This is a genomic window from Streptomyces sp. NPDC050534, from assembly GCF_044457745.1.
Taxonomy (GTDB): domain Bacteria; phylum Actinomycetota; class Actinomycetes; order Streptomycetales; family Streptomycetaceae; genus Streptomyces.
In genome coordinates this window covers 436,146-455,022 of sequence record NZ_JBITHF010000004.1, presented here as the reverse complement: position 1 = coordinate 455,022, position 18,877 = coordinate 436,146, and the positions used below count along the sequence as shown (strand labels likewise).

At 69.7% G+C, this 18,877-nt stretch carries 21 protein-coding genes and 2 pseudogenes; 9 read left to right on the top strand and 14 right to left on the bottom strand.

What is annotated here, in order from left to right:
- Positions 1 to 63 precede the first annotated feature (63 nt).
- Positions 64 to 243 (bottom strand): DUF6104 family protein, encoded by a 180-nt coding sequence (locus ACIBN2_RS16440; RefSeq protein ID WP_003992906.1) that lies wholly within the window; start codon positions 241 to 243, stop codon positions 64 to 66.
- A 92-nt stretch (positions 244 to 335) separates the two neighbouring features.
- Positions 336 to 1,187: a hypothetical protein gene (locus ACIBN2_RS16435; RefSeq protein ID WP_399135044.1), complete on the bottom strand. Its 852-nt coding sequence runs from the start codon at positions 1,185 to 1,187 to the stop codon at positions 336 to 338.
- A gap of 146 nt (positions 1,188 to 1,333) precedes the next feature.
- On the opposite strand from ACIBN2_RS16435, the gene ACIBN2_RS16430 reads away from it, so the two are divergent.
- Both ACIBN2_RS16430 and ACIBN2_RS16425 read left to right on the top strand, forming a co-directional pair.
- Positions 1,334 to 2,374, top strand: a complete 1,041-nt coding sequence (locus ACIBN2_RS16430) for a DUF4097 family beta strand repeat-containing protein (RefSeq protein WP_399135042.1) — start codon at positions 1,334 to 1,336, stop codon at positions 2,372 to 2,374.
- A gap of 1 nt (position 2,375) precedes the next feature.
- Complete coding sequence (locus ACIBN2_RS16425; RefSeq protein ID WP_399135041.1) at positions 2,376 to 3,431, top strand: helix-turn-helix transcriptional regulator; 1,056 nt, start codon at positions 2,376 to 2,378, stop codon at positions 3,429 to 3,431.
- Positions 3,432 to 3,489: 58 nt separating this feature from the next.
- Here ACIBN2_RS16425 and ACIBN2_RS16420 read toward each other — a convergent pair whose 3' ends face one another.
- The 4 genes from ACIBN2_RS16420 to ACIBN2_RS16405 form a co-directional block, all read right to left on the bottom strand.
- A complete protein-coding gene (locus ACIBN2_RS16420; RefSeq protein ID WP_399135039.1) occupies positions 3,490 to 4,056 on the bottom strand; it encodes a Clp protease N-terminal domain-containing protein in 567 nt (188 codons plus the stop codon).
- Positions 4,056 to 4,265 (bottom strand): helix-turn-helix domain-containing protein, encoded by a 210-nt coding sequence (locus tag ACIBN2_RS16415; RefSeq protein ID WP_033525401.1) that lies wholly within the window; start codon positions 4,263 to 4,265, stop codon positions 4,056 to 4,058. The genes ACIBN2_RS16420 and ACIBN2_RS16415 overlap by 1 nt, the downstream gene beginning before the upstream one ends.
- Positions 4,266 to 4,413: 148 nt before the next feature.
- Positions 4,414 to 5,379 carry a zinc-binding dehydrogenase gene (locus tag ACIBN2_RS16410; RefSeq protein ID WP_399135038.1) on the bottom strand — a complete coding sequence of 322 codons (966 nt, stop codon included), beginning with the start codon at positions 5,377 to 5,379 and terminating at the stop codon, positions 4,414 to 4,416.
- A 162-nt stretch (positions 5,380 to 5,541) separates the two neighbouring features.
- Positions 5,542 to 6,762, bottom strand: a complete 1,221-nt coding sequence (locus ACIBN2_RS16405) for an NADP-dependent malic enzyme (RefSeq protein WP_399135037.1) — start codon at positions 6,760 to 6,762, stop codon at positions 5,542 to 5,544.
- A gap of 570 nt (positions 6,763 to 7,332) precedes the next feature.
- Here ACIBN2_RS16405 and ACIBN2_RS16400 point away from each other — a divergent pair.
- Genes ACIBN2_RS16400 through ACIBN2_RS16390 form a run of 3 tightly spaced genes read left to right on the top strand, consistent with a single transcriptional unit; the run spans position 7,333 to position 10,069 of the window.
- On the top strand, positions 7,333 to 8,295 hold the full coding sequence (locus ACIBN2_RS16400) for an ABC transporter substrate-binding protein (protein WP_399135036.1): 963 nt from the start codon (positions 7,333 to 7,335) through the stop codon (positions 8,293 to 8,295).
- A 32-nt stretch (positions 8,296 to 8,327) separates the two neighbouring features.
- Entirely contained in the window at positions 8,328 to 9,266 is a 939-nt protein-coding gene (locus ACIBN2_RS16395) for an amino acid ABC transporter permease (protein ID WP_399135035.1), read from the top strand.
- Positions 9,263 to 10,069: an amino acid ABC transporter ATP-binding protein gene (locus ACIBN2_RS16390; protein ID WP_399135034.1), complete on the top strand. Its 807-nt coding sequence runs from the start codon at positions 9,263 to 9,265 to the stop codon at positions 10,067 to 10,069. The genes ACIBN2_RS16395 and ACIBN2_RS16390 overlap by 4 nt, the downstream gene beginning before the upstream one ends.
- Positions 10,070 to 10,136: 67 nt before the next feature.
- On the opposite strand, the gene ACIBN2_RS16385 is transcribed toward ACIBN2_RS16390, so the two are convergent.
- A complete protein-coding gene (locus ACIBN2_RS16385) occupies positions 10,137 to 10,412 on the bottom strand; it encodes a hypothetical protein (protein ID WP_399135033.1) in 276 nt (91 codons plus the stop codon).
- A 32-nt stretch (positions 10,413 to 10,444) separates the two neighbouring features.
- Entirely contained in the window at positions 10,445 to 11,218 is a 774-nt protein-coding gene (locus ACIBN2_RS16380; protein WP_399135032.1) for a class I SAM-dependent methyltransferase, read from the bottom strand.
- A 100-nt stretch (positions 11,219 to 11,318) separates the two neighbouring features.
- Between ACIBN2_RS16380 and ACIBN2_RS16375 the strand changes: the two genes are divergently transcribed.
- The gene (locus tag ACIBN2_RS16375; RefSeq protein WP_399135031.1) at positions 11,319 to 11,948 is read left to right on the top strand and encodes a CGNR zinc finger domain-containing protein; all 630 of its coding nucleotides are present in this window, start codon (positions 11,319 to 11,321) and stop codon (positions 11,946 to 11,948) included.
- Here the strand turns inward: ACIBN2_RS16375 and sodX are convergent.
- Positions 11,852 to 12,286: a nickel-type superoxide dismutase maturation protease gene (sodX, locus tag ACIBN2_RS16370; protein WP_399135266.1), complete on the bottom strand. Its 435-nt coding sequence runs from the start codon at positions 12,284 to 12,286 to the stop codon at positions 11,852 to 11,854. The genes ACIBN2_RS16375 and sodX overlap by 97 nt on opposite strands.
- Before the next feature lie 145 nt (positions 12,287 to 12,431).
- Here sodX and sodN point away from each other — a divergent pair, with 145 nt between their 5' ends.
- Entirely contained in the window at positions 12,432 to 12,827 is a 396-nt protein-coding gene (gene sodN, locus ACIBN2_RS16365) for a superoxide dismutase, Ni (RefSeq protein WP_399135030.1), read from the top strand.
- Here sodN and ACIBN2_RS16360 read toward each other — a convergent pair.
- Positions 12,779 to 13,476: pseudogene (locus ACIBN2_RS16360) on the bottom strand (site-specific integrase); the annotation flags it as partial. The gene sodN and the pseudogene ACIBN2_RS16360 sit on opposite strands and share 49 nt — an antisense overlap.
- A 187-nt stretch (positions 13,477 to 13,663) precedes the next feature.
- On the bottom strand, positions 13,664 to 14,137 hold the full coding sequence (locus tag ACIBN2_RS16355) for a DUF5994 family protein (protein WP_399135029.1): 474 nt from the start codon (positions 14,135 to 14,137) through the stop codon (positions 13,664 to 13,666).
- Positions 14,138 to 14,711: 574 nt separating this feature from the next.
- Here ACIBN2_RS16355 and ACIBN2_RS16350 point away from each other — a divergent pair.
- Positions 14,712 to 15,455, top strand: coding sequence for an ANTAR domain-containing protein (locus ACIBN2_RS16350; RefSeq protein ID WP_399135028.1), 744 nt, complete (start codon positions 14,712 to 14,714; stop codon positions 15,453 to 15,455).
- 76 nt (positions 15,456 to 15,531) lie between these two features.
- Positions 15,532 to 16,248: an ANTAR domain-containing protein gene (locus ACIBN2_RS16345; protein WP_399135027.1), complete on the top strand. Its 717-nt coding sequence runs from the start codon at positions 15,532 to 15,534 to the stop codon at positions 16,246 to 16,248.
- Between the two features lie 265 nt (positions 16,249 to 16,513).
- Here ACIBN2_RS16345 and ppk2 read toward each other — a convergent pair.
- The 3 genes and pseudogenes from ppk2 to ACIBN2_RS16330 form a co-directional block, all read right to left on the bottom strand.
- Positions 16,514 to 17,421 (bottom strand): annotated as a pseudogene (gene ppk2 / locus ACIBN2_RS16340) (polyphosphate kinase 2).
- Between the two features lie 34 nt (positions 17,422 to 17,455).
- On the bottom strand, positions 17,456 to 17,689 hold the full coding sequence (locus tag ACIBN2_RS16335) for a hypothetical protein (RefSeq protein ID WP_399135026.1): 234 nt from the start codon (positions 17,687 to 17,689) through the stop codon (positions 17,456 to 17,458).
- Between the two features lie 16 nt (positions 17,690 to 17,705).
- The gene (locus tag ACIBN2_RS16330) at positions 17,706 to 18,857 is read right to left on the bottom strand and encodes an anion permease (protein WP_399135025.1); all 1,152 of its coding nucleotides are present in this window, start codon (positions 18,855 to 18,857) and stop codon (positions 17,706 to 17,708) included.
- Between the last annotated feature and the right edge of the window lie 20 nt (positions 18,858 to 18,877).

Here is an 18,877-nt window from a genome sequence, read left to right as displayed (position 1 = left end):
GCAACCGCGAGGGCCCGGCACCGAGTTCTTCGACTCGGTGCCGGGCCCTCGGCGTTCCGCGGACTACTCGTCGTCCTCGTCGTCCAGCCGGGCCAGCCACGTCGCCAGCCGCTCGACCGGCACCTCGAAGTCCGGGTTCAGGTCGACGAACGTCCGCAGCTGCTCGGCGAGCCACTCGAAGGTGACCTCTTCCTCGCCGCGCCGCTTCTCCAGCTCCTCGATACCGCGGTCGGTGAAGTACATGGGGTTTCTCCTGCTGCATCCGTACGTCGGGGTCCGGACACAAGCCTAAGCAGACGACGGCGGAGGCCGGACACGGTCCTCACCACCCGGCGTCAGTCGCGCGGCCTCATCAGCTCGTACGCCACCCCCGCCATCCCCTGCCCCAGCAACAACAGCCCCGCCACGATCCGGCCCGCGCTGCGCCTGCGTACGCCCCACACCGTGAGGGGAAGACCCGTGGCGACCTGGGCGAGGGTCAGGGCGCGCGACCGCGAGGTGCCGGACCAGGGCATCCAGGGGGCGAGGCGGCTGCCGTCGAGGGCGTCCAGTCCCGTGCGGACCGCCTCGGGCCAGCCGGGGCGTTCGACGGCGCGGGTGTCCGGACGGGCACCGGCAAACTCGCGGAGGCGGTCGGCGGGCTCGCCGGGGGCGAGGCCGGCGGGCAGGGAGACTCCCGCGCGCGTGAGGACCGCGAGCAGGGCACGCAGGCGCGCGGAGGCGTCGGCGCCGGGGTCGGCCTCCGTCAGGTCGTCCAGGGCCTGCACGTCCAGCACCGGGTCCAGGCCCAGACGGGCCGCGAACGTGCGCATCGCCTCGTCCTCGCCGGCCGGGGTGCCGTTCGCGAGCCAGACGTAGCCGACGGGACGGCGGAAACCGGAGGCGAGGGTGTAGCCGGCGCGGTCGGCGTCCCACCACAGCGCGAGTACGGGCCAGGGGGCGCCGACGGCGAGCGCGGTGGCCCAGCCGGTCAGGACGCGGTCGACGGGTTCGCCGCCGTCCCGCCATGGCCTGCCCTCGGGGACCAGGACGCTCCAGGTGTCGCCCGCGCCGGTGAGCAGCATCGGCTCGCTCAGCAGACGGGCCGCGAGGGCGACGGATTCGGGCACCGCCCGGCAGAGCAGCAGGGCGCCGGGCGAGGGACCGGTGGGACCGGCCGGACCGGTGCCGGGGACTTCCGTCGACATGCTCACAAACTAGGGCGATTCCGCTCCTTGGTCATTTTCGGGGAGTCACGGGTCACCAGAACGGGTGTCTTGACTTTCCCGGTCCGCGATATATCGTGAATTGCAGGAGACGCGATATGGCGCGTTGCGACGGGGAGGTCTGCACCATGTCCGAGTGGTCCGTCACGGAACCCAGGAAGCTGACGTTCGACGAGCCCGTGCGCGAACTCCACGTACGCATCGTCAACGGAACGGTGAACGTGGTGGGGACGGACGAAGGTTCCGCCCGCCTCGAAGTCACCCAGATCGAAGGCCCGCCCCTCCATGTGACCCAGCTGGGCGGCATCCTCACCGTGGCCTACGACGACCTGCCCTGGAAGGGCTTCCTCAAGTGGCTCGACCGCAAGGGCTGGCGGCGCAGCACCGTCGTCTCCCTCGCCGTCCCGGCCGACACCCGCGTCGAGGTGGGCGTCGTCGGCGCCACGGCCGTGGTCTCCGGGCTGGAGGGGAGCGCGGAGGTCAAGGGCGTCACCGGCGACACCACGCTGGTGCGGCTGACCGGCCGGGTCCGCGCGGACACCGTCTCGGGGAACGTGGAGGCGCAGGCCCTCAGCGGGGATCTGCGGTTCAACTCCGTCTCGGGCGATCTGACGGTCGTCGAGGCCGGTTCGTCCGTCAAGGCGGACTCCGTGAGCGGCTCGATGATCGTCGATCTCGATCCGGCAGGCCGCCCGACCGACATCAACCTGACCAGCGTCTCGGGCGAGATCGCCATCCGGCTGCCCCACCCGGTGGACGCGGAGGTGGAGGCGAACACCGCGAGCGGCACGGTCTCCAACGCCTTCGAGGATCTGCGGGTCGGCGGCCAGTGGGGCGCCAAGCGGATCACCGGCCGGCTCGGCGCGGGCAACGGCACCCTGAAGGCGACGACGGTCTCCGGCTCGATCGCCCTGCTGCGCAGGCCCCCGGCCGAGGACGACGTCTGGGACGTGGAGCCCGAGGACACCGGCCCCGAGAGCACCGGCCCGGAGGACGTCCCGGGCGAGGACATACGGCCGCCGGAGCAGGACACCGCCACCGCGGCCGGTCCGGCGAGCACCCCGGCGGACGAACCGCACGGCGACTCGGGGGACAATTCCGGTTCCGGCGCGGGCGACGGTCCGACCGACGCCCCGGCCGACGGCACGACCGACAAGAAGGTGCTCTGACATGCCCCCCGTCTTCGCCCACGGCCGCCTCCGCCTCTACCTGCTGAAGCTGCTGGACGAGGCCCCACGCCACGGTTACGAGGTGATCCGCCTCCTCGAGGAGCGCTTCCAGGGGCTGTACGCACCGTCGGCGGGCACCGTCTACCCCCGGCTGTCCAAACTGGAGGCCGAGGGCCTGGTCACCCACACCACCGAGGGCGGCCGCAAGGTGTACGCCATCACGGACGCCGGCCGCGCCGAACTGGCCGACCGCAGCGGTGAACTGGCCGACCTGGAGCTGGAGATCCGCGAGTCGGTCGCGGAGCTCGCCGCCGAGATCCAGGCCGATGTGCGGGGAGCCGCGGGTGATCTGCGGCGCGAGATGCGGGCCGCGGCCAGCGAGGCGCGCCGTGGCGGCACCACGGGGCGCGGCGAGAAGGACAGCCCCCTCGGCGACTTCGCGGACTACGCCGACAAGGAGTCGTGGCGCGCCGCGAAGGAGGAGATGCGGCGCGTGAAGCAGGAGTGGAAGGAGCAGGCCCGGCGCGCCAAGGACGAGAGCCGCCGCTCCCGCGAGGAGGCCCAGCGGGCCCGCCGCCAGGCCAAGGAGGCTCAGGAGCGGGCCCGGGCGCAGGCGCAGGAGGAGCTGCAGCGCATCGGCCGGCGGGTGCAGGAACAGGTGCAGGACCACTTCGCGCGCGGTGACTGGCCGACGGGGGTGCGCGAGGGCCTGACCGAACTGGCCAAGGAGTTCGGGGAGTTCGGGAAGGACTTCGGCAAGGAGTTCGGCAAGGACTTCGGGTTCGGACGGGGCGGCACGGGCGCCTCGGCGCCGCGGCCGGAGTACTCGTCCACCCCGGAGGACTTCCCCGCCGGGTACGAACCGGCCTGGGCGCACGAGGAGTCCAGCGGCGACGCCGCCCGCGACCTCGACCGCCTGCTCGACCGCTTCCGGGACGACATCCGCGACGCGGCCCGCGACCACGGCGTAACCGACGAGCAGTTGCGCGATGCGCGCGGCCATCTCTCGACGGCGGCGGCACACATCGGCGCGATACTGCGCCGGCCCAAGGTCTGAGTCGGCAGGACAGGCAGTCGGCAGGGCAGGCACCGGCACGGCCGAGCGGCCCGCCCGCTCAGCCCGCCTTGGCCTGCCCGTCGCCGTACAGGAGGCGGATCAGCGACTCGTGGGTCACCCCGTGGCCGGCGAGGACCTCGGCGGGGACGCCGGGGCGATCGGTCAGGGCCAGGAGGACGTGCTCGTCGCCGATGTGGCGGTCACCGTGGGCGACGGCGGTGTGCAGCGACCTCTCGAGGACCTGTTTGGCGCTGCGGCCGAAGGTGCGGCGGCCCGGCCACCAGCCCTTGTCCTTGCGGTCGCCGGACATCGCGCCCACGCCGTGCACCTCCTCGACCCGGGCGACGATCTCCGACACGTCGATCCCCAGTCCGGCGAGGGCGTCGGCGTCGGCCTGCGAGAGCCCGGCCCGCCGCCGCGCCTCGGCGACGGCCTCCCGTACAGACTCCTTGCGCTCACCGGCCAGCCCGAGCGAGGCCAGGGCGAACGACGCGCGGCTGCCCTCACGTTCGAGCAGCGCGAGCAGCATGTGCTCGGCTTCGACACACGGCGCCCCCGCCCGCTCGGCCTGCCCGACCGCCCCCTGCACCACCTCGCGGGCGTCCTTCGTGAACCGCTCGAACATCAATGCCTCCCGTACTTCTTGTGCACGGCCTGCCTGCTGACCCCGAGTTCCGCGGCGATCTCCTGCCACGACCAGCCCTGGTTGCGCGCGCTGCGCACCTGTACCGACTCCAGCTGCTCCAGCAGCCGGCGCAGTGCGGCGACGGCACGCAGTCCGATCCGTGGATCACGGTCACCGGCGCGCTCGGCGAGGTCTGTCGCTTCGGTCATGCTGTCAACTTACGTTGACAGTCCGCATCCGTCAACCCCGGTTGACAATGACGCCCGCGGAAACGCGAACGGCGGGCTCGGAAACCCGAACCCGCCGCCCGGAGAAGGCTAGAGAGAAAACCCGAGAAAACCGGGGAGAGGGAGAACGTCAGCCGTTGGTGAGCACGATCTTGCCGAACTGCCCGCCCGACTCCATCCGTTCGAAGCCCTCGCGCGCCCGGTCCATCGGCAGCACCTCGTCGATGACGGGGCGGACGCCCGTGGCGGCGCAGAAGGAGAGCAGGTCCTCCAGCTCGTCCTTGGTGCCCATCGTGGAACCGACGATCTTGAGTTCCAGGAAGAAGACGCGGGTGAGTTCGGCGTGCGAGGGCCGGTCACCGCTCGTCGCACCCGAGATGACGAGCGTGCCGCCGGGCTTCAGCGACTTCACCGAGTGGGACCAGGTGGCGGCGCCGACGGTCTCGATGACGGCGTCGACGCGCTGCGGCAGCCGGGCGCCGGACTCCACCGCCTCGACGGCGCCCAGTTCGAGCGCCCGCTTGCGCTTGGCCTCGTCGCGGCTGGTGGCGAAGACCCGCAGCCCCGCCGCCTTGCCGAGCACGATCGCGGCCGTGGCGACACCGCCGCCCGCGCCCTGGACGAGGACCGAGTCGCCCGGCCGCACGCCCGCGTTGGTGAAGAGCATGCGGTACGCCGTCAGCCACGCCGTGGGCAGACAGGCGGCCTCCTCGAAGGAAAGCTCCTTGGGCTTGGGCAGGACGTTCCAGGTCGGCACCGCGACCTGCTCGGCGAAGGTGCCCTGGTAGCGCTCCGTGAGGATGGAGCGAGGCTCCTTGGGGCCCACGCCGTGACCGCTCTGCCCGATCACGGAGTGCAGCACGACCTCGTTGCCGTCCTCGTCGACGCCGGCGGCGTCACAGCCGAGGATCATCGGCAGCCGGTCCTCCGGGAGGCCGACGCCCCGAAGCGACCAGAGGTCATGGTGGTTGAGGGAGGCGGCCCTGACGTTGACGGTGCTCCAGCCGGGACGGGCCTCGGGAGCGGGACGCTCCCCCAACTCGAGGCCGCTCAGCGGCTGGTCGCGGTCGATTCGGGCGGCGTAGACGGCGAACATGACGTTGACGATAGGTGGCGTTTGCAGCCGACGGAACAACAGCGCGCTGTGACACACGCCCTCTTGCCAAGGTGACGTGCTCGTTCGGTCACCTGAACGGGTGGGCGGGTGGGTAAAGAAATGGCCCCGCCGAAAGGACGGGGCCATCAAGCGGACGGCACGTCAGCGCCGCGCGACGCCTTCCGCCCGGGCCGCGGCGGCGACAGCCGCCGTGACGGCCGGAGCGACCCGCTCGTCGAAGGGCGAGGGGATGACGTAGTCCGCGGCGAGGTCGTCCCCGACGACCCCGGCCAGCGCCTCCGCGGCCGCGATCTTCATGCCCTCGGTGATCCGGGAGGCACGCACCTGCAGCGCGCCCGCGAAGATGCCCGGGAACGCCAGCACGTTGTTGATCTGGTTCGGGAAGTCCGAACGGCCGGTCGCCACGACCGCCGCGTACTTGTGCGCGACGTCCGGGTGCACCTCGGGGTTCGGGTTGGCCATGGCGAAGACGAACGCGCCCTCGGCCATCGAGGCGACGGCCTTCTCCGCGACCGTGCCGCCGGAGACGCCGATGAAGACGTCCGCGCCCTCCAGAGCCGCCTCCAGCGACCCGGTGATACCGGCCTTGTTGGTGAAGGAGGCGACCTCACGCTTGACCGGCGTCAGGTCCTCGCGGTCCGCCGAGACGACGCCCTTGCGGTCGGCGACGGCCACGTCGCCGATGCCGGCCTCGATCAGCATCTTGGCGATCGCGACACCGGCCGCACCGGCGCCCGAGATGACGGCTCGCAGGTCCCCGATGGCCCGCCCGCTCAGCCGCGCGGCGTTGCGCAGCGCGGCGAGCGTCACGACCGCCGTGCCGTGCTGGTCGTCGTGGAAGACCGGGATGTCGAGCCGCTCCTGCAGCTTGCGCTCGATCTCGAAGCACCGGGGTGCCGAGATGTCCTCCAGGTTGACGCCACCGAAGGACGGGGCGAGGCGCACGACCGTCTCGACGATCTCGTCGACGTCCGTGCACGCGAGCGCGATCGGCACCGCGTCGACGCCGCCGAACTGCTTGAACAGAATCGCCTTGCCCTCCATCACCGGAAGGGAGGCCTCGGGGCCGATGTCCCCGAGTCCGAGCACCGCCGTGCCGTCCGTGACGACGGCCACGACGGACGACTTCCACGTGTAGTCGTGGACGAGCGCAGGCTGCTCGGCGATCGCGGTGCACACCCGCGCGACGCCGGGTGTGTACGCGAGGGACAGGTCGTCCTTGTCACGGACCGGCACGGTGGCCTGCACAGCCATCTTGCCGCCGCGGTGCAGCGCGAACACCGAATCGAAGGAATCGAGGGGCTCAGCCCCGTCCTGATCCGTACTGTTGTCGCTGCGAGGATTGACGATCTCCGCTGCCACTTTGTCTTACCCCTTAGATCTTCATTGGTTGAGGGTGGCCACTCCTGGTGAGGGGTGGGCGGGACCGCGTATGCCCGATCTGTTGATGCGTACGGGTCATACGCGACGGGCGCGCCGCACACGCGCCCCGAGCCCCGGATGAGGGGTGTAAAGAACCTTCTTACCGGACGGACCGTACCGAGGACGAGCCCATTAAGTGGAAGGTCACATCCGGGGGCCGGAAGGTCACGTCTCGGTGACAAGAATCGTCACGAAATAGAGGGACACGTCCGCGACGAACCCTTGACCAGCGGTCGAACAGTGATCAACACCTCGGGGTGTGTTCCCGAATCCTGAGATACGGCGAAGATCTTCCGGCCGGAACGCCGGATTCCCGCAGATGGTCCGGTCATGTTGTACCGACCTGAGGCGGTTCGGGGGTCACCCGTTATCCGATTTTGACATGGCTGGCCCCCTGAACGGATGAGTCCGAATGGCAAGATGCCGTAAACACACGAGGTCGCGACACCCGATGGTGTGTGTTCTCGTCGACCCATCGGCAACTCCACCCTTCCGCCGGAGGAACCCAAAATGGCCGCAAGCTCCACCCGTCGTTCGACCGCCGCACGCACCCGTCTGGCAGCGGTCGGTGCGATCGCGGTCGCAGGCACCCTGATCCTCACCGGCTGCGGTGACCAGACCAAGAACAAGAACAGCGGCGGCAGCAGCAGCGCCGCGGCGAGTTCGGCCCCGCTGGCGAGCAAGCTGCCCGCGTCGATCCGCGACAAGGGCGTGGTCAAGGTCGGCTCGGACATCGCGTACGCGCCGGTCGAGTTCAAGGACAGCTCCGGCCAGACGGTCGGCATCGACCCCGACCTCGCCGCCGCCATGGGCAAGCAGCTCGGCGTGAAGTTCGACTTCGAGAACGGCACCTTCGACACCCTGATCACCGGTCTGCGCTCCAAGCGCTACGACATCGCCATGTCCGCGATGACCGACACCAAGGACCGCCAGCAGGGCATCGACTCCACCACCGGCAAGAAGGTCGGCGAGGGCGTCGACTTCGTCGACTACTTCAACGCCGGTGTCTCGATCTACACCAAGAAGGGCAACGACCAGGGCATCAAGACCTGGGCCGACCTTTGCGGCAAGAAGATCGCGGTGCAGCGCGGCACGGTCTCCGAGGACCTCGCCAAGGCCGAGGCCAAGAAGTGCCCGGCCGGCAAGAAGCTCGCCATCGAGTCCTTCGACAACGACCAGCAGGCCCAGACCCGTGTCCGCGCGGGCGGTGCCCAGGCCGGCTCCTCCGACTTCCCGGTCGCCGCGTACGCCGTGAAGACCTCCGGTGGCGGCAAGGACTTCCAGATCGTCGGCGAGCAGGTCGAGGCCGCCCCGTACGGCATCGCGGTCGCCAAGGGCAACACCCAGCTGCGCGACGCTCTCCAGGCCGCGATGGACGCCATCATCAAGAACGGCGAGTACGACAAGATCATCCAGAAGTGGGGCGTCGCCGCCGGTGCCGTGAAGGCCTCCGCGATCAACGGCGGCAAGTGACCGCGGCCCGCGGCCACTGAAAGGCAACACCCGTGACTGCAGACACCGAGAAGACGACGGGGACCGGGGGCACTCCCCCGGCCGGGGCGGAGGCCATCAAGGCCATCCCGGTCCGGCACTACGGCCGGTACATCTCCGCCGTGATCGCGATCGCCGTACTGGTCGCGATCATCTACGCATTCAGCCAAGGCAAGATCAACTGGGGCGCCGTCCCGAACTACTTCTTCGACAACCGCATCCTCAAGGGCGTCGGCCAGACGATGCTCCTGACGGTGGTGTCGATGGTGATCGGCATCGCCGGCGGCATCGTGCTCGCCGTCATGCGCCTGTCGAAGAACCCGGTGACCTCGTCCATCGCCTGGTTCTACATCTGGTTCTTCCGCGGTACACCGGTCCTGGTCCAGCTGTTCGTCTGGTTCAACCTGGGTCTGGTCTTCGAGTACGTCAACCTCGGGCCGATCTACAAGAACTACTGGTCGGACTTCATGACGCCGTTCCTGACGGCGCTGCTCGGCCTCGGCCTCAACGAGGCCGCGTACATGGCGGAGATCTGCCGCGCCGGCCTGCTCTCGGTCGACGAGGGCCAGACCGAGGCCTCGCACGCGCTCGGCATGAGCCACGGCAAGACCCTGCGGCGCATCATCATCCCGCAGGCGATGCGCGTGATCGTGCCGCCCACGGGCAACGAGGTCATCAACATGCTGAAGACCACGTCGCTGGTCTCGGCGGTCCAGTACTACGAGCTCCTGCGCTACGCCCAGGACATCGGCCAGACCTCCGGCGCCCCGGTGGAGATGCTGTTCCTGGCCGCGGCCTGGTACCTGATCCTCACCTCGGTCCTGAGCGTCGGGCAGTACTACATCGAGCGGTACTACGCACGCGGCTCCAGCCGCAGTCTGCCGCCCACGCCGTGGCAGCGGATCAAGTCCAACCTGGCGCCCGTGTTCAGCCGGAAGGGGGTCACGGCATGACCGGCAAGCTGAGCAAGTCGGACACGACCGTGCGCGACGCCGGCATCCCGATGGTCAAGGCCGAGGGCGTCCACAAGTCGTTCGGTGCCCTCGAGGTCCTCCAGGGCATCGATCTGGAGGTCAAGTCCGGCGAGGTGTTCTGCCTCATCGGTCCCTCCGGCTCCGGCAAGTCGACCTTCCTCCGGTGCATCAACCACCTGGAGAAGATCAACGCCGGCCGCCTGTACGTCGACGGCGAGCTCGTCGGCTACCAGCAGCGGGGCGACAAGCTGTACGAGCTCAAGGACAGCGAGGTCTCGGTCAAGCGCCGGGACATCGGCATGGTCTTCCAGCGCTTCAACCTGTTCCCGCACATGACGGCGCTGGAAAACGTCATGGAGGCGCCGGTGCAGGTCAAGGGCATCAACAAGGCCCAGGCCAGGGAGCGCGCCCAGCAGCTGCTGGAGCGTGTGGGGCTCGCCGACAAGGCCGCCAGCTACCCCTCGCAGCTCTCCGGCGGCCAGCAGCAGCGCGTGGCCATCGCCCGGGCGCTCGCCATGGACCCGAAGCTGATGCTCTTCGACGAGCCGACCTCGGCCCTCGACCCGGAGCTGGTCGGCGACGTCCTGGACGTCATGCGCGACCTCGCCGAGTCCGGCATGACGATGATCGTCGTCACCCACGAGATGGGCTTCGCCCGCGAGGTCGGCGACAGCCTGGTCTTCATGGACGGCGGCGTGGTGGTCGAGTCCGGCAACCCGCGCGACGTCCTGACCAATCCGCAGCACGAGCGAACGCAGTCATTCCTGTCCAAGGTGCTCTGAGGACTGCCCGAAATGGCGGATGCCGCCCACCCCGGCCGGGGTGGGCGGCATCCGCCATTTCGGGTCACTACAGGTACACGAAGGTCGTGAACTGCCCCTTACCGTGGAAGTCCTCGGCGTCGTAGCGCTTGTTGACCACTTTCCCCTTCGGGCAGGGGTAGACCTTCTTGGAGACGATCTTCTCGCCCGTGGTGATCGCCGTGATGCGGATCTTGCACTTCGGGTGGTCCTTCCCCATGGAGACGATCGCGTACGGGTGCCCGACGTGCGTGGCCTTTCCTCCTGTGAGTGAGCGCAGCCCATAGGCCGCCTGAACACCCGGGAGGATGATCACTACGGCCATCTCGTTGCGGGCCGCGCCGTGACATGGATCATCTACTTCAGCGCCAGCAGCAACGTGTCCGACGGCGAGCACCACACCGGCCGCGCCTCGCCGAAACCGTGCTCCAGCAGCACGCGCGCGTGCCACTGCGCCGACGGCATGTCGCCGTCAGCGTGGTCGCCGTAGATCTCGAAGCGGCGGGCCGTCGGGCCGGCGAGGGCGGGGTCCTTCGCGGCGAGCTGCCACCACTCCGCCCAGTCGAGGGCGCCGTCGCGCATGGCCTGATCCATGCGGGCGTGGCGCTGGACACGCTCGGCCGCGTTGATCCGGGGGGTGGTCTCGTCGATCATGTGGTCGGCGTTCATGAAGACGCCGCCGTGGCGGACGAGGGCCTCGATGCGGCCGTAGAGGGCGGCCAGGGGGTCGCTGTGCAGCCAGTGGAGGGCCGTGGCGGTGAGGACCGCGTCGTACGTCTCGTACGGCAGCCGCGCCGGCCAGGCCGGGTCCTTGAGGTCGGCCTCGACGAAGGTGACCCGGTCGTCGTCCTCGAAGGTGCCGCGGGCGATGGCCAGCAGTGCGGGGTCGAGGTCGATCCCGGTGCTGGTGGCCTTCGGGAAACGGCGCAGCAGCCGCGCCGTGATGCTGCCGGTGCCGCAGGCGAGGTCCAGGACGCGCGGCTCGGAACCGACGCAGGCCTCGACCATGTCGAGCATGATGTCGAACCGCTGCTCGCGGTCCGGCATGTACCACTCCTGCTGCCGGTCCCAGCTCTCCTGCCAGGCCTGCCAGTCCGTACCCGTCGTACCGGTTCCGGTCGTCGTGGTCATGGAATCCCCTCTTCTCCACCCATGCGTAATACCCTGGGAGCGTAGGCAGCTGTTACCTCCTCCCGCACACGACCATAGAGCGCCTCCGTAAGGACTACAAGTGGAACTGGCCTATTACTCGGACTACGCCGTACGTCTCGTCAACAGCGAGGAGCCGGCCCGGGGCAAGGACTCCCTGACCTCGGTCGAGGCCGTCCGCGAACTGTTCGGCGCCAACCAGTCGGCGGCCCGGCGCGCCACCGACGCCGACGTGACGCGGTTCCGTTCGGTCCGGGCGCGGCTGAGGTCCGTGTTCGAGGCGGCGGACAAGGGGGACGAGACGCTGGCGGTGGACCTGCTCAACTCGCTGCTGCTGGAGTTCCCGGTGAGCCCGCAGATCTCGGGGCACGACCACCGGGACGACGACGGCCGCCCGCTGTGGCACATGCACCTGGCGGACCACCCGTCGAACGCCACCGCGGGCTTCGCGGCCATCGCGGCGATGGGTCTGGCCTTCCATCTGACGGAGTACGGCGTCGACCGTCTCGGCCTGTGCGAGGCGGCTCCGTGCCGCAACGCATACCTGGACACCTCGACCAACCGCTCCCGCCGTTACTGCTCCGACCGCTGCGCGACCCGCGCCAACGTGGCCGCCTACCGCGCCCGCAAGCGCCTGGAGGCGGACCGGTCCGGCAGTACGGGCCTGGCGGCCGACAGCACCCAGCGGGCGAGCGCGAACGGCGAGCGCTGATCGCCCTTGAGGGGCCGGTATCGAAAGCGGACCTTGCCCAGCACCAGGTCCTCGGGCACGGTCCCGTAGTCCGTGCTGTCACCGCCTGCGTAGGAGTTGTCGCCGAGCACCCACCAGCCGCCGTCCCGGTACTCCGCCGCGCGCTTGACGACGAGCAGGTCCTGCTGGAAGGGATGGCGCAGAATGACCACGTCCCCGGGCCTGATCCGGGCCCCGTAGTGCACCACGAGGCGGTCCCCGTGGTGGAGCGTGGGCACCATGGACGGCCCGGTCACCTCGGCCGTCCCGAAGGGCAGCAGCGCCCGCCCACGCTCGATCTCCTGCGACAGCTCCGGCATACCCGGCACCTCCCCGGTACGTTCCTCCACCAGTCTCAGTCTGACCCCGGACTTTTGTCCTAAGCCCATGGGGGCACTCGCGAATTCGGCTCCTCCAGGGAGTAATGTCGCACCTGAGAAGACGATCACGAGGAAGGAACGCTTCATGCTTTCCCGCCTGTTTGCCCCCAAGGTCAAGGTCAGCGCGCACTGCGACCTGCCCTGCGGCGTGTACGACCCGGCCCAGGCCCGCATCGAGGCGGAGTCCGTGAAGGCCATTCAGGAGAAGATGGCCGGCAACGACGACCCGCACTTCCAGGCGCGTGCCACCGTCATCAAGGAGCAGCGTGCCGAGCTCGCGAAGCACCACGTCTCCGTGCTGTGGAGCGACTACTTCAAGCCCCCGCACTTCGAGAAGTACCCGGAGCTGCACCAGCTGGTCAACGACGCCCTGAAGGCCCTCTCGGCCGCCAAGGGATCGACCGACCCGGCCACGGGCCAGAAGGCCCTGGACTACATCGCCCAGATCGACAAGATCTTCTGGGAGACCAAGAAGGCTTGATCTTCGATCACCGTTTGACCTGCGATTTCCTTGGTCGTTTGGTCTTCCGGTCCGCACCCGGTCCGCAGGCCGCCGAGTACGGCGTCCATGACGGTCCGGGTGCGGTCTTCTTCGCCCGGCCACAGGTGGGCGTAGATCCGCAGCGTGATGACGGCAGCGGCGAAGAAGTGGCGCAGGTCGTGGGTCACCATGTACGGCAGCTCGACGGGCTTGCGGCCCTCGCGCGCGGTGACTCGTTCTCCGCTGCTTGGAGCGTTGCGGGCGCAGTCCCACTCCGTCTTCCAACGGCGGTCGTTGAACGACCCTCCCTACTCCATCGTGAACACCGTGGGCGGGGCGACCTCCTCGTCCGGCATGGGCGGGAGGGTGATCCGGCGGCACGGACTGGCCGCGATGACCTTGTCCTCGACGGCTGCGGTCATGAGGCGCACGAGGACGTCGTAGACGGTGCGCACGCTGCCGGGGCCGAGCGGCTCCGGACGGGCTCTTGGAGAGCACCCGGAGGTCGTTGCGGCGTATCCCCGCCATGGCGGGGAGCCGAGCGCCGGGACGAGGTGGAGCCGTAGCGCGTTGTCGGTGACGCGGTCACCAGCCTCGCCGGCGATGAGTGACTCCCGCACTTCTTCGCGTACGTCTCGAACGTGATCCGTCTGCGCGGCCATCGTCGGGCGGCTCGCCTTCGACGGCGCCATCATCCAGACCGGCAGTCCTGCCGCCTCGCTCACACCAACGCCCACGCGGAGCGAGCCGAGGCCGGCTGAAAGGGCCGGTCCGCCGGGTCACCGCCCGGCAGACCGGACGGCCTGACATCTGCTTCCTGATCACAGTGGATCTGATCACAGTGGATCATCAGCGGATGTGGCCGACGACCGAGCCGCCGCAATGGCAAGCAGTTCGGTGGCGGTGCGGCTGCCGTCGACCGGAACGGGCGAGTTCATCAGCCAGTCGGCGGTGTCGGCCGCCGCCGTGGGCGGAATGACGAGGAGGGTGCGGAACCCGTCACGATAGGAGCAGAGCGAGATCACGTTTTGCTCCTGGCCGGTCACCGACCACCCGGCGGTCACATAACCCCTGCCGACGGCGATCTGGTGCGGGATACGGGGCCACAGCTGGATCCCCAGAATGACTCTGGTGATGGTGCCCACCCCGTCCATCGCTTCCACCAGAAGGGGCAGTTCTTCGACGAGATCGCGGGAGTAGGGCCACCATGCTCCGTCGAGTCCGCCCGGGACGCCTTCGTACGGGGCCAGCGAAAGCCGCACTGGCAGCGGTGAGGAAAGTCGCGCGGAACGATCGGCAGTCGGTTCCATGACGTGAACCTGCCCCCGGGCACAGTCCGACCGGCCCGGCATTGTTGTTCACCGAGAACGGCACCGGCATGACCGCCTGCGCACGCAATGCCCTCGGCGTCCACGAGACTACTCCCAGCGAACTCGCCGGAATCGCGCACGCATGGGCCCACAGGCGCTGGAATGCCGCCGGCCAGGGCCCTTTGAGCGCCTGACCAGGGATACACGGACGCCTGTCCCCCGAAAAAGGGCCGTGCCGCCCCGCAGCGTGCCCAGAGGCGTCCAACGGGTCGCGGTGCCCGGCCACTGACGGGTGTCGAGCATCCAGTCAGCTGCTCCCTCTGGTAAGCGTGCGCGGCCCTCGCGGATCAGCGACTCGCGGAGTACGCCGAACAACGTTCTGCGCGTCACCGAGTACAAGCCCGAGAGGGAAGCCCTCGGCGCGCCGGCGGTCGAGATCCGCCTCTTGACCGCCCAGGGCACTTGGCCACGTGCCCTGGCAGACGTCGCCCCGAGCGGACGAGAATGGGTGACAGCAGGAGGCAGCGGCTTGTGGGAAGGTTGCCCCCGGATCACTGCCGGAGGTGAGTGGGGCATGACTGAACTGCCGCGCGAGGAGCAGCTGGCGGCGGCATTCGTCGACCTCGCCGACACATTGGTGCAGGACTTCGACGTCATCAACTTCCTCCATTCGCTCGCCGAACACTGTGTGAGCCTGTTGGAGGTCTCGGCGGCCGGGGTCCTGCTGGCCACTCCCGGCGGCCAGCTGGTGGACGCCGCGGCCTCGGACGAGCGCACCCGCCGGCTGGAACTGGCCAGCATCGAGTGGGACGAGGGTCCCTGCCGTGACTGCGTCCGGACCAAGAAGCAGATCCCCGACGTACCGCTGGCGACCAAAGCAGCCACGATGCGCTGGCCTCGGTTCGCGCCGCGGGCCGTGGAGGCCGGCTTCACCTCGGTCGTGGCTGCTCCACTCCGGCTGCACGACCAGGTGATCGGGGCCCTCAATCTCTTCCGGGACCGCCCCGGCCCCCTGGACGACTCCCAGCTGCGGCTCGGTCAGGCGCTGGCCGACACCGCGACGATCGGCGTGCTTCAGCAGAGGGCGGTGAGTGAGCAGATGACCGTGACAGCGCAGCTGCAGGCCGCCCTGGACAGCCGGGTCATCATTGAGCAGGCCAAGGGCTACCTGGCCAACCGCCGTGGCATCGGTGTCGAGGAGGCGTTCACCCTCATGCGCCGCCATGCGCGCGATCACCGGACGCGGCTCACCGAGATCGCTCGCCAGGTGCTGCAGGGCACGGCCGACGCATCGCTCCTCCCGCGGCGTGATCGGTGAAGACCCGCCCTATCTGCCCTGGCTGGTGGGTCGGTCCTCGTCTGAACTGCGTGGCGCCGGGAAGGGGGCGGTTGCGGTGACCCATCCGGTGATGGCCGACTACCTGCGCGCCCTCAGCTCACACACCGGCCCCGGCCTGGCACCGCTGCCCCTCTCAGCCTGCGCCGACATGCTGGGCCTGGACGGCCTCGGTCTGCTCCTCTCACCCGGCGACCGAACCGAACTGGTGCAGTCCTTCGGCGAGCGCACGCTCGCGCTGGAGGATCTGCAGCAAGTCCAGGGCCAAGGCCCCAGCCTGGACGCCGCTCGCCACGGAGCCCTGATGCTGCTGCCCGACGTGGCCGACACCGCCACGTTCGCCACCGTCCGCTGGCCGTCCCTGTCCGGCGCCATCGAGGCGCTGGGCGTACGCGCGGTGTTCTCCTTCCCCCTGCGCATCGGGGTCATCGCGCTCGGCGCGCTCACCGGTCATCGGACCCGACCCGGACCGATGACCACCGACCAGCTCACCGACGCCTTCAGCCTGGCCGACACCCTCGCCCAGATCGCCATCACCACCGCCGCCCACGCCGACCTGCCCCACACTCCGCTCATCGACGACCCCGGTCTCCACTTCGCCGAGGTACATCAGGCCACCGGCATGCTCGCCGACGCGCTGGACACCGACTGCGACCACGCCCTGATCCGGCTGCGCGGCTACGCCTTCAGCCACGACCGACCGCTCCTGGACGTCGCCCGGGACGTACTGACCCGCCGGCTGCGCCTGGAGGTCAACGGCGAGAGCACCCCCTGACTCCGCCTCGGTCGGCGATACGGCGATTCGGCGGCCCGGCCACCTTCGCTCCTGGTGCCGGCTCCCAGGCCAGACATGGCCGGAAGTGGCCGGAGCCGCACCGCCGTCGACGCGGCTCCGACCCTCGCCCCGCCGGTTCGTCCTCGACCGTCGCGACCCGTCGCCACCCATCGAGAAAAGGCCGGGTCGGTGACCTACAGGGACGATCCCCGCAGGTCACCGACCTGGCATGAAGGGGCCCGGCCGGAAGACCGGCCGGGCCCCTTCAGCTCGTCCGGCGGCCGTCGTCGTCCTCGCCCGCCTCCAGGAGGCCGGCCGCCGCGCCCACGATCCTGGGGTCGGGGCTGCCGACGACCTCCTCGTCCTTGTCGCTGTAGTCGAAGCGGGCCAGGACGCTGCGCATGGCCTCGACGCGGGCCCGCTTCTTGTCGTTGCTCTTCACCACCGTCCAGGGCGCGTGCTCGGTGTCCGTTCGCGGAACATGGCGACCTTCGCGGCGGTGTAGTCGTCCCAGCGCTCCAGGGACGCGAGGTCCATGGGGCTGAGCTTCCACTGCCGTACGGGGTCGACCTGGCGGATGGTGAAGCGGGTGCGCTGCTCGCCCTGGGAGACCGAGAACCAGAACTTCACCAGGTCGACGCCGTCGTCCACGAGCATCCGCTCGAACGCCGGCGCCTGGCGCATGAAGCGCCGGTACTCGTCGTCCGAGCAGAAGCCCATGACCCGTTCGACGCCGGCCCGGTTGTACCAGGAGCGGTCGAACATCACGATCTCGCCCGCGGTCGGCAGATGCTCCACGTACCGCTGGAAGTACCACTGGCCGCTCTCGCGCTCGGTCGGCTTCACCAGCGCCACCACCCGTGCGCCACGCGGGTTGAGGTGCTCCGTGAACCGCTTGATGGTGCCGCCCTTGCCGGCCGCGTCCCGTCCCTCGAAGACGATGACGATCCGGCGCCCCGTCTCCTTGACCCAGGTCTGCAGCTTCAGCAGCTCGATCTGCTGGAGCCGCTTGTGCCACTCGTACTCCTTGCGCTCCATCCGGTGGCCGTACGGGTAGTTCTCCCGCCAGGTGTCGACCGGGGACCCGTCGGGGCGGATGAGTACGGGCTCGTCGGGGTCGCTGTAGTCGACCGTCAGGTCGGCCCGTTCGGACAGCAGGTCCGGCGTCGTCATCCAGTCCTCCTCAACAGCTCGGTCGGTCGATCGGTCAGTGGAACTGCGGCACGATCAGACAGATGCCGTACACCACCACGGCCGCGCAGGCCAGGAAGCACAGGCCCGCCTGCGCCCTGCCGAGCGACGACGCGCCGCCTCCGTCCTCGCGCGCGCCCTCGTGGCGGGCGAGGCCGAGGACGCCGAGGGCGAAGACGACGACCACGGCGACCGTGACCCCGATGCTCACCGCGGTCACCTTGCCCAGTGCACTCCAGTCCAGATCCATGACTCTCTCTCCTGACTCAGGCGGCCGTGCCGACGGGGGCCGGCGTGGCGCTGACGGCCACCTCGTGGTGGTCGTTGACGTTGTCGGCGTGGACGGGGTTGCGGCGCGAGAGCAGGACGATGCCCGCGGCGACCGCGGCGCCCACCAGTGCGACCACGACGATGCCGAAGGTGCCGCCGTGCTTGACGACGCTCGCCGAGATGCCGCCGACCAGCGCGGCGCAGGGCAGCGTGATCAGCCAGGCGGCGGCCATGCGTCCGGCAACGCCCCAGCGGACCTCCGCCAGCCGCCGGCCGAGGCCCGCGCCGAGGATCGAGCCGGAGGCGACCTGCGTGGTGGACAGGGCGAAGCCGAGGTGCGCGGAGGTGAGGATGACGGCCGTGGAGGCCGTCTCGGCGGCGAAGCCCTGCGGGGACTGGATCTCGGTGAGGCCCTTGCCCATCGTGCGGATGATGCGCCAGCCGCCGATGTAGGTGCCGAGGCCGATGGCGAGACCGGCGGTGGCGATCACCCACACCGGCGGGCCGGCGTCGTGGTCGAGGGCGCCCGCCGAGATCAGGGTCAGCGTGATGATGCCCATGGTCTTCTGCGCGTCGTTGGTGCCGTGGGCGAGCGAGACCAGCGAGGCGGAGCCGATCTGGCCGAACCGGAAGCCCTTGCTGACGGGCTCCCTCCGGGCGCGGGCGGTGAGCCTGTAGGCGACGTAGGTGGCGATCAGGGCGGCGACGCCGGCCACGACCGGCGAGGCGACGGCGGGGATCAGGATCTTCTCGACAACCTTGTCGAAGTGCACGGCGTCGGAGCCCGCGCCGACCCACACGGCGCCGATCAGCCCGCCGAACAGGGCGTGCGAGGAACTGGACGGCAGACCGACCAGCCAGGTGAGCAGGTTCCACAGGATCGCCCCGATCAGCCCCGCGAAGATCATCGCCGGGGAGACGAGCGTGTCGTCCACGATGCCGCCGGAGATCGTCCTGGCGACCTCGGTGGACAGGAACGCGCCGACGATGTTCAGCACGCCGCTGATGAGCACCGCGACCTTCGGTGTGAGCGCTCCGGTGGCGATGGACGTGGCCATCGCGTTCGCGGTGTCGTGGAATCCGTTGGTGAAGTCGAAAGCGAGAGCCGTGACGATCACGACCGCAACGAGGAACGTGATGTGGTCCATTCCATTAGGGGAACAAGCGC

Coding starts and splice junctions, on each gene's coding strand:
- ACIBN2_RS16440 (WP_003992906.1), bottom strand. CDS start 243: ATGTACTTCACCGACCGCGGTATCGAGGAGCTGGAGAAGCGGCGCGGC.
- ACIBN2_RS16435 (WP_399135044.1), bottom strand. CDS start 1,187: ATGTCGACGGAAGTCCCCGGCACCGGTCCGGCCGGTCCCACCGGTCCC.
- ACIBN2_RS16430 (WP_399135042.1), top strand. CDS start 1,334: ATGTCCGAGTGGTCCGTCACGGAACCCAGGAAGCTGACGTTCGACGAG.
- ACIBN2_RS16425 (WP_399135041.1), top strand. CDS start 2,376: ATGCCCCCCGTCTTCGCCCACGGCCGCCTCCGCCTCTACCTGCTGAAG.
- ACIBN2_RS16420 (WP_399135039.1), bottom strand. CDS start 4,056: ATGTTCGAGCGGTTCACGAAGGACGCCCGCGAGGTGGTGCAGGGGGCG.
- ACIBN2_RS16415 (WP_033525401.1), bottom strand. CDS start 4,265: ATGACCGAAGCGACAGACCTCGCCGAGCGCGCCGGTGACCGTGATCCA.
- ACIBN2_RS16410 (WP_399135038.1), bottom strand. CDS start 5,379: ATGTTCGCCGTCTACGCCGCCCGAATCGACCGCGACCAGCCGCTGAGC.
- ACIBN2_RS16400 (WP_399135036.1), top strand. CDS start 7,333: ATGGCCGCAAGCTCCACCCGTCGTTCGACCGCCGCACGCACCCGTCTG.
- ACIBN2_RS16390 (WP_399135034.1), top strand. CDS start 9,263: ATGACCGGCAAGCTGAGCAAGTCGGACACGACCGTGCGCGACGCCGGC.
- ACIBN2_RS16385 (WP_399135033.1), bottom strand. CDS start 10,412: ATGGCCGTAGTGATCATCCTCCCGGGTGTTCAGGCGGCCTATGGGCTG.
- ACIBN2_RS16380 (WP_399135032.1), bottom strand. CDS start 11,218: ATGACCACGACGACCGGAACCGGTACGACGGGTACGGACTGGCAGGCC.
- sodX (WP_399135266.1), bottom strand. CDS start 12,286: ATGCCGGAGCTGTCGCAGGAGATCGAGCGTGGGCGGGCGCTGCTGCCC.
- sodN (WP_399135030.1), top strand. CDS start 12,432: ATGCTTTCCCGCCTGTTTGCCCCCAAGGTCAAGGTCAGCGCGCACTGC.
- ACIBN2_RS16355 (WP_399135029.1), bottom strand. CDS start 14,137: ATGGAACCGACTGCCGATCGTTCCGCGCGACTTTCCTCACCGCTGCCA.
- ACIBN2_RS16350 (WP_399135028.1), top strand. CDS start 14,712: ATGACTGAACTGCCGCGCGAGGAGCAGCTGGCGGCGGCATTCGTCGAC.
- ACIBN2_RS16335 (WP_399135026.1), bottom strand. CDS start 17,689: ATGGATCTGGACTGGAGTGCACTGGGCAAGGTGACCGCGGTGAGCATC.
- ACIBN2_RS16330 (WP_399135025.1), bottom strand. CDS start 18,857: ATGGACCACATCACGTTCCTCGTTGCGGTCGTGATCGTCACGGCTCTC.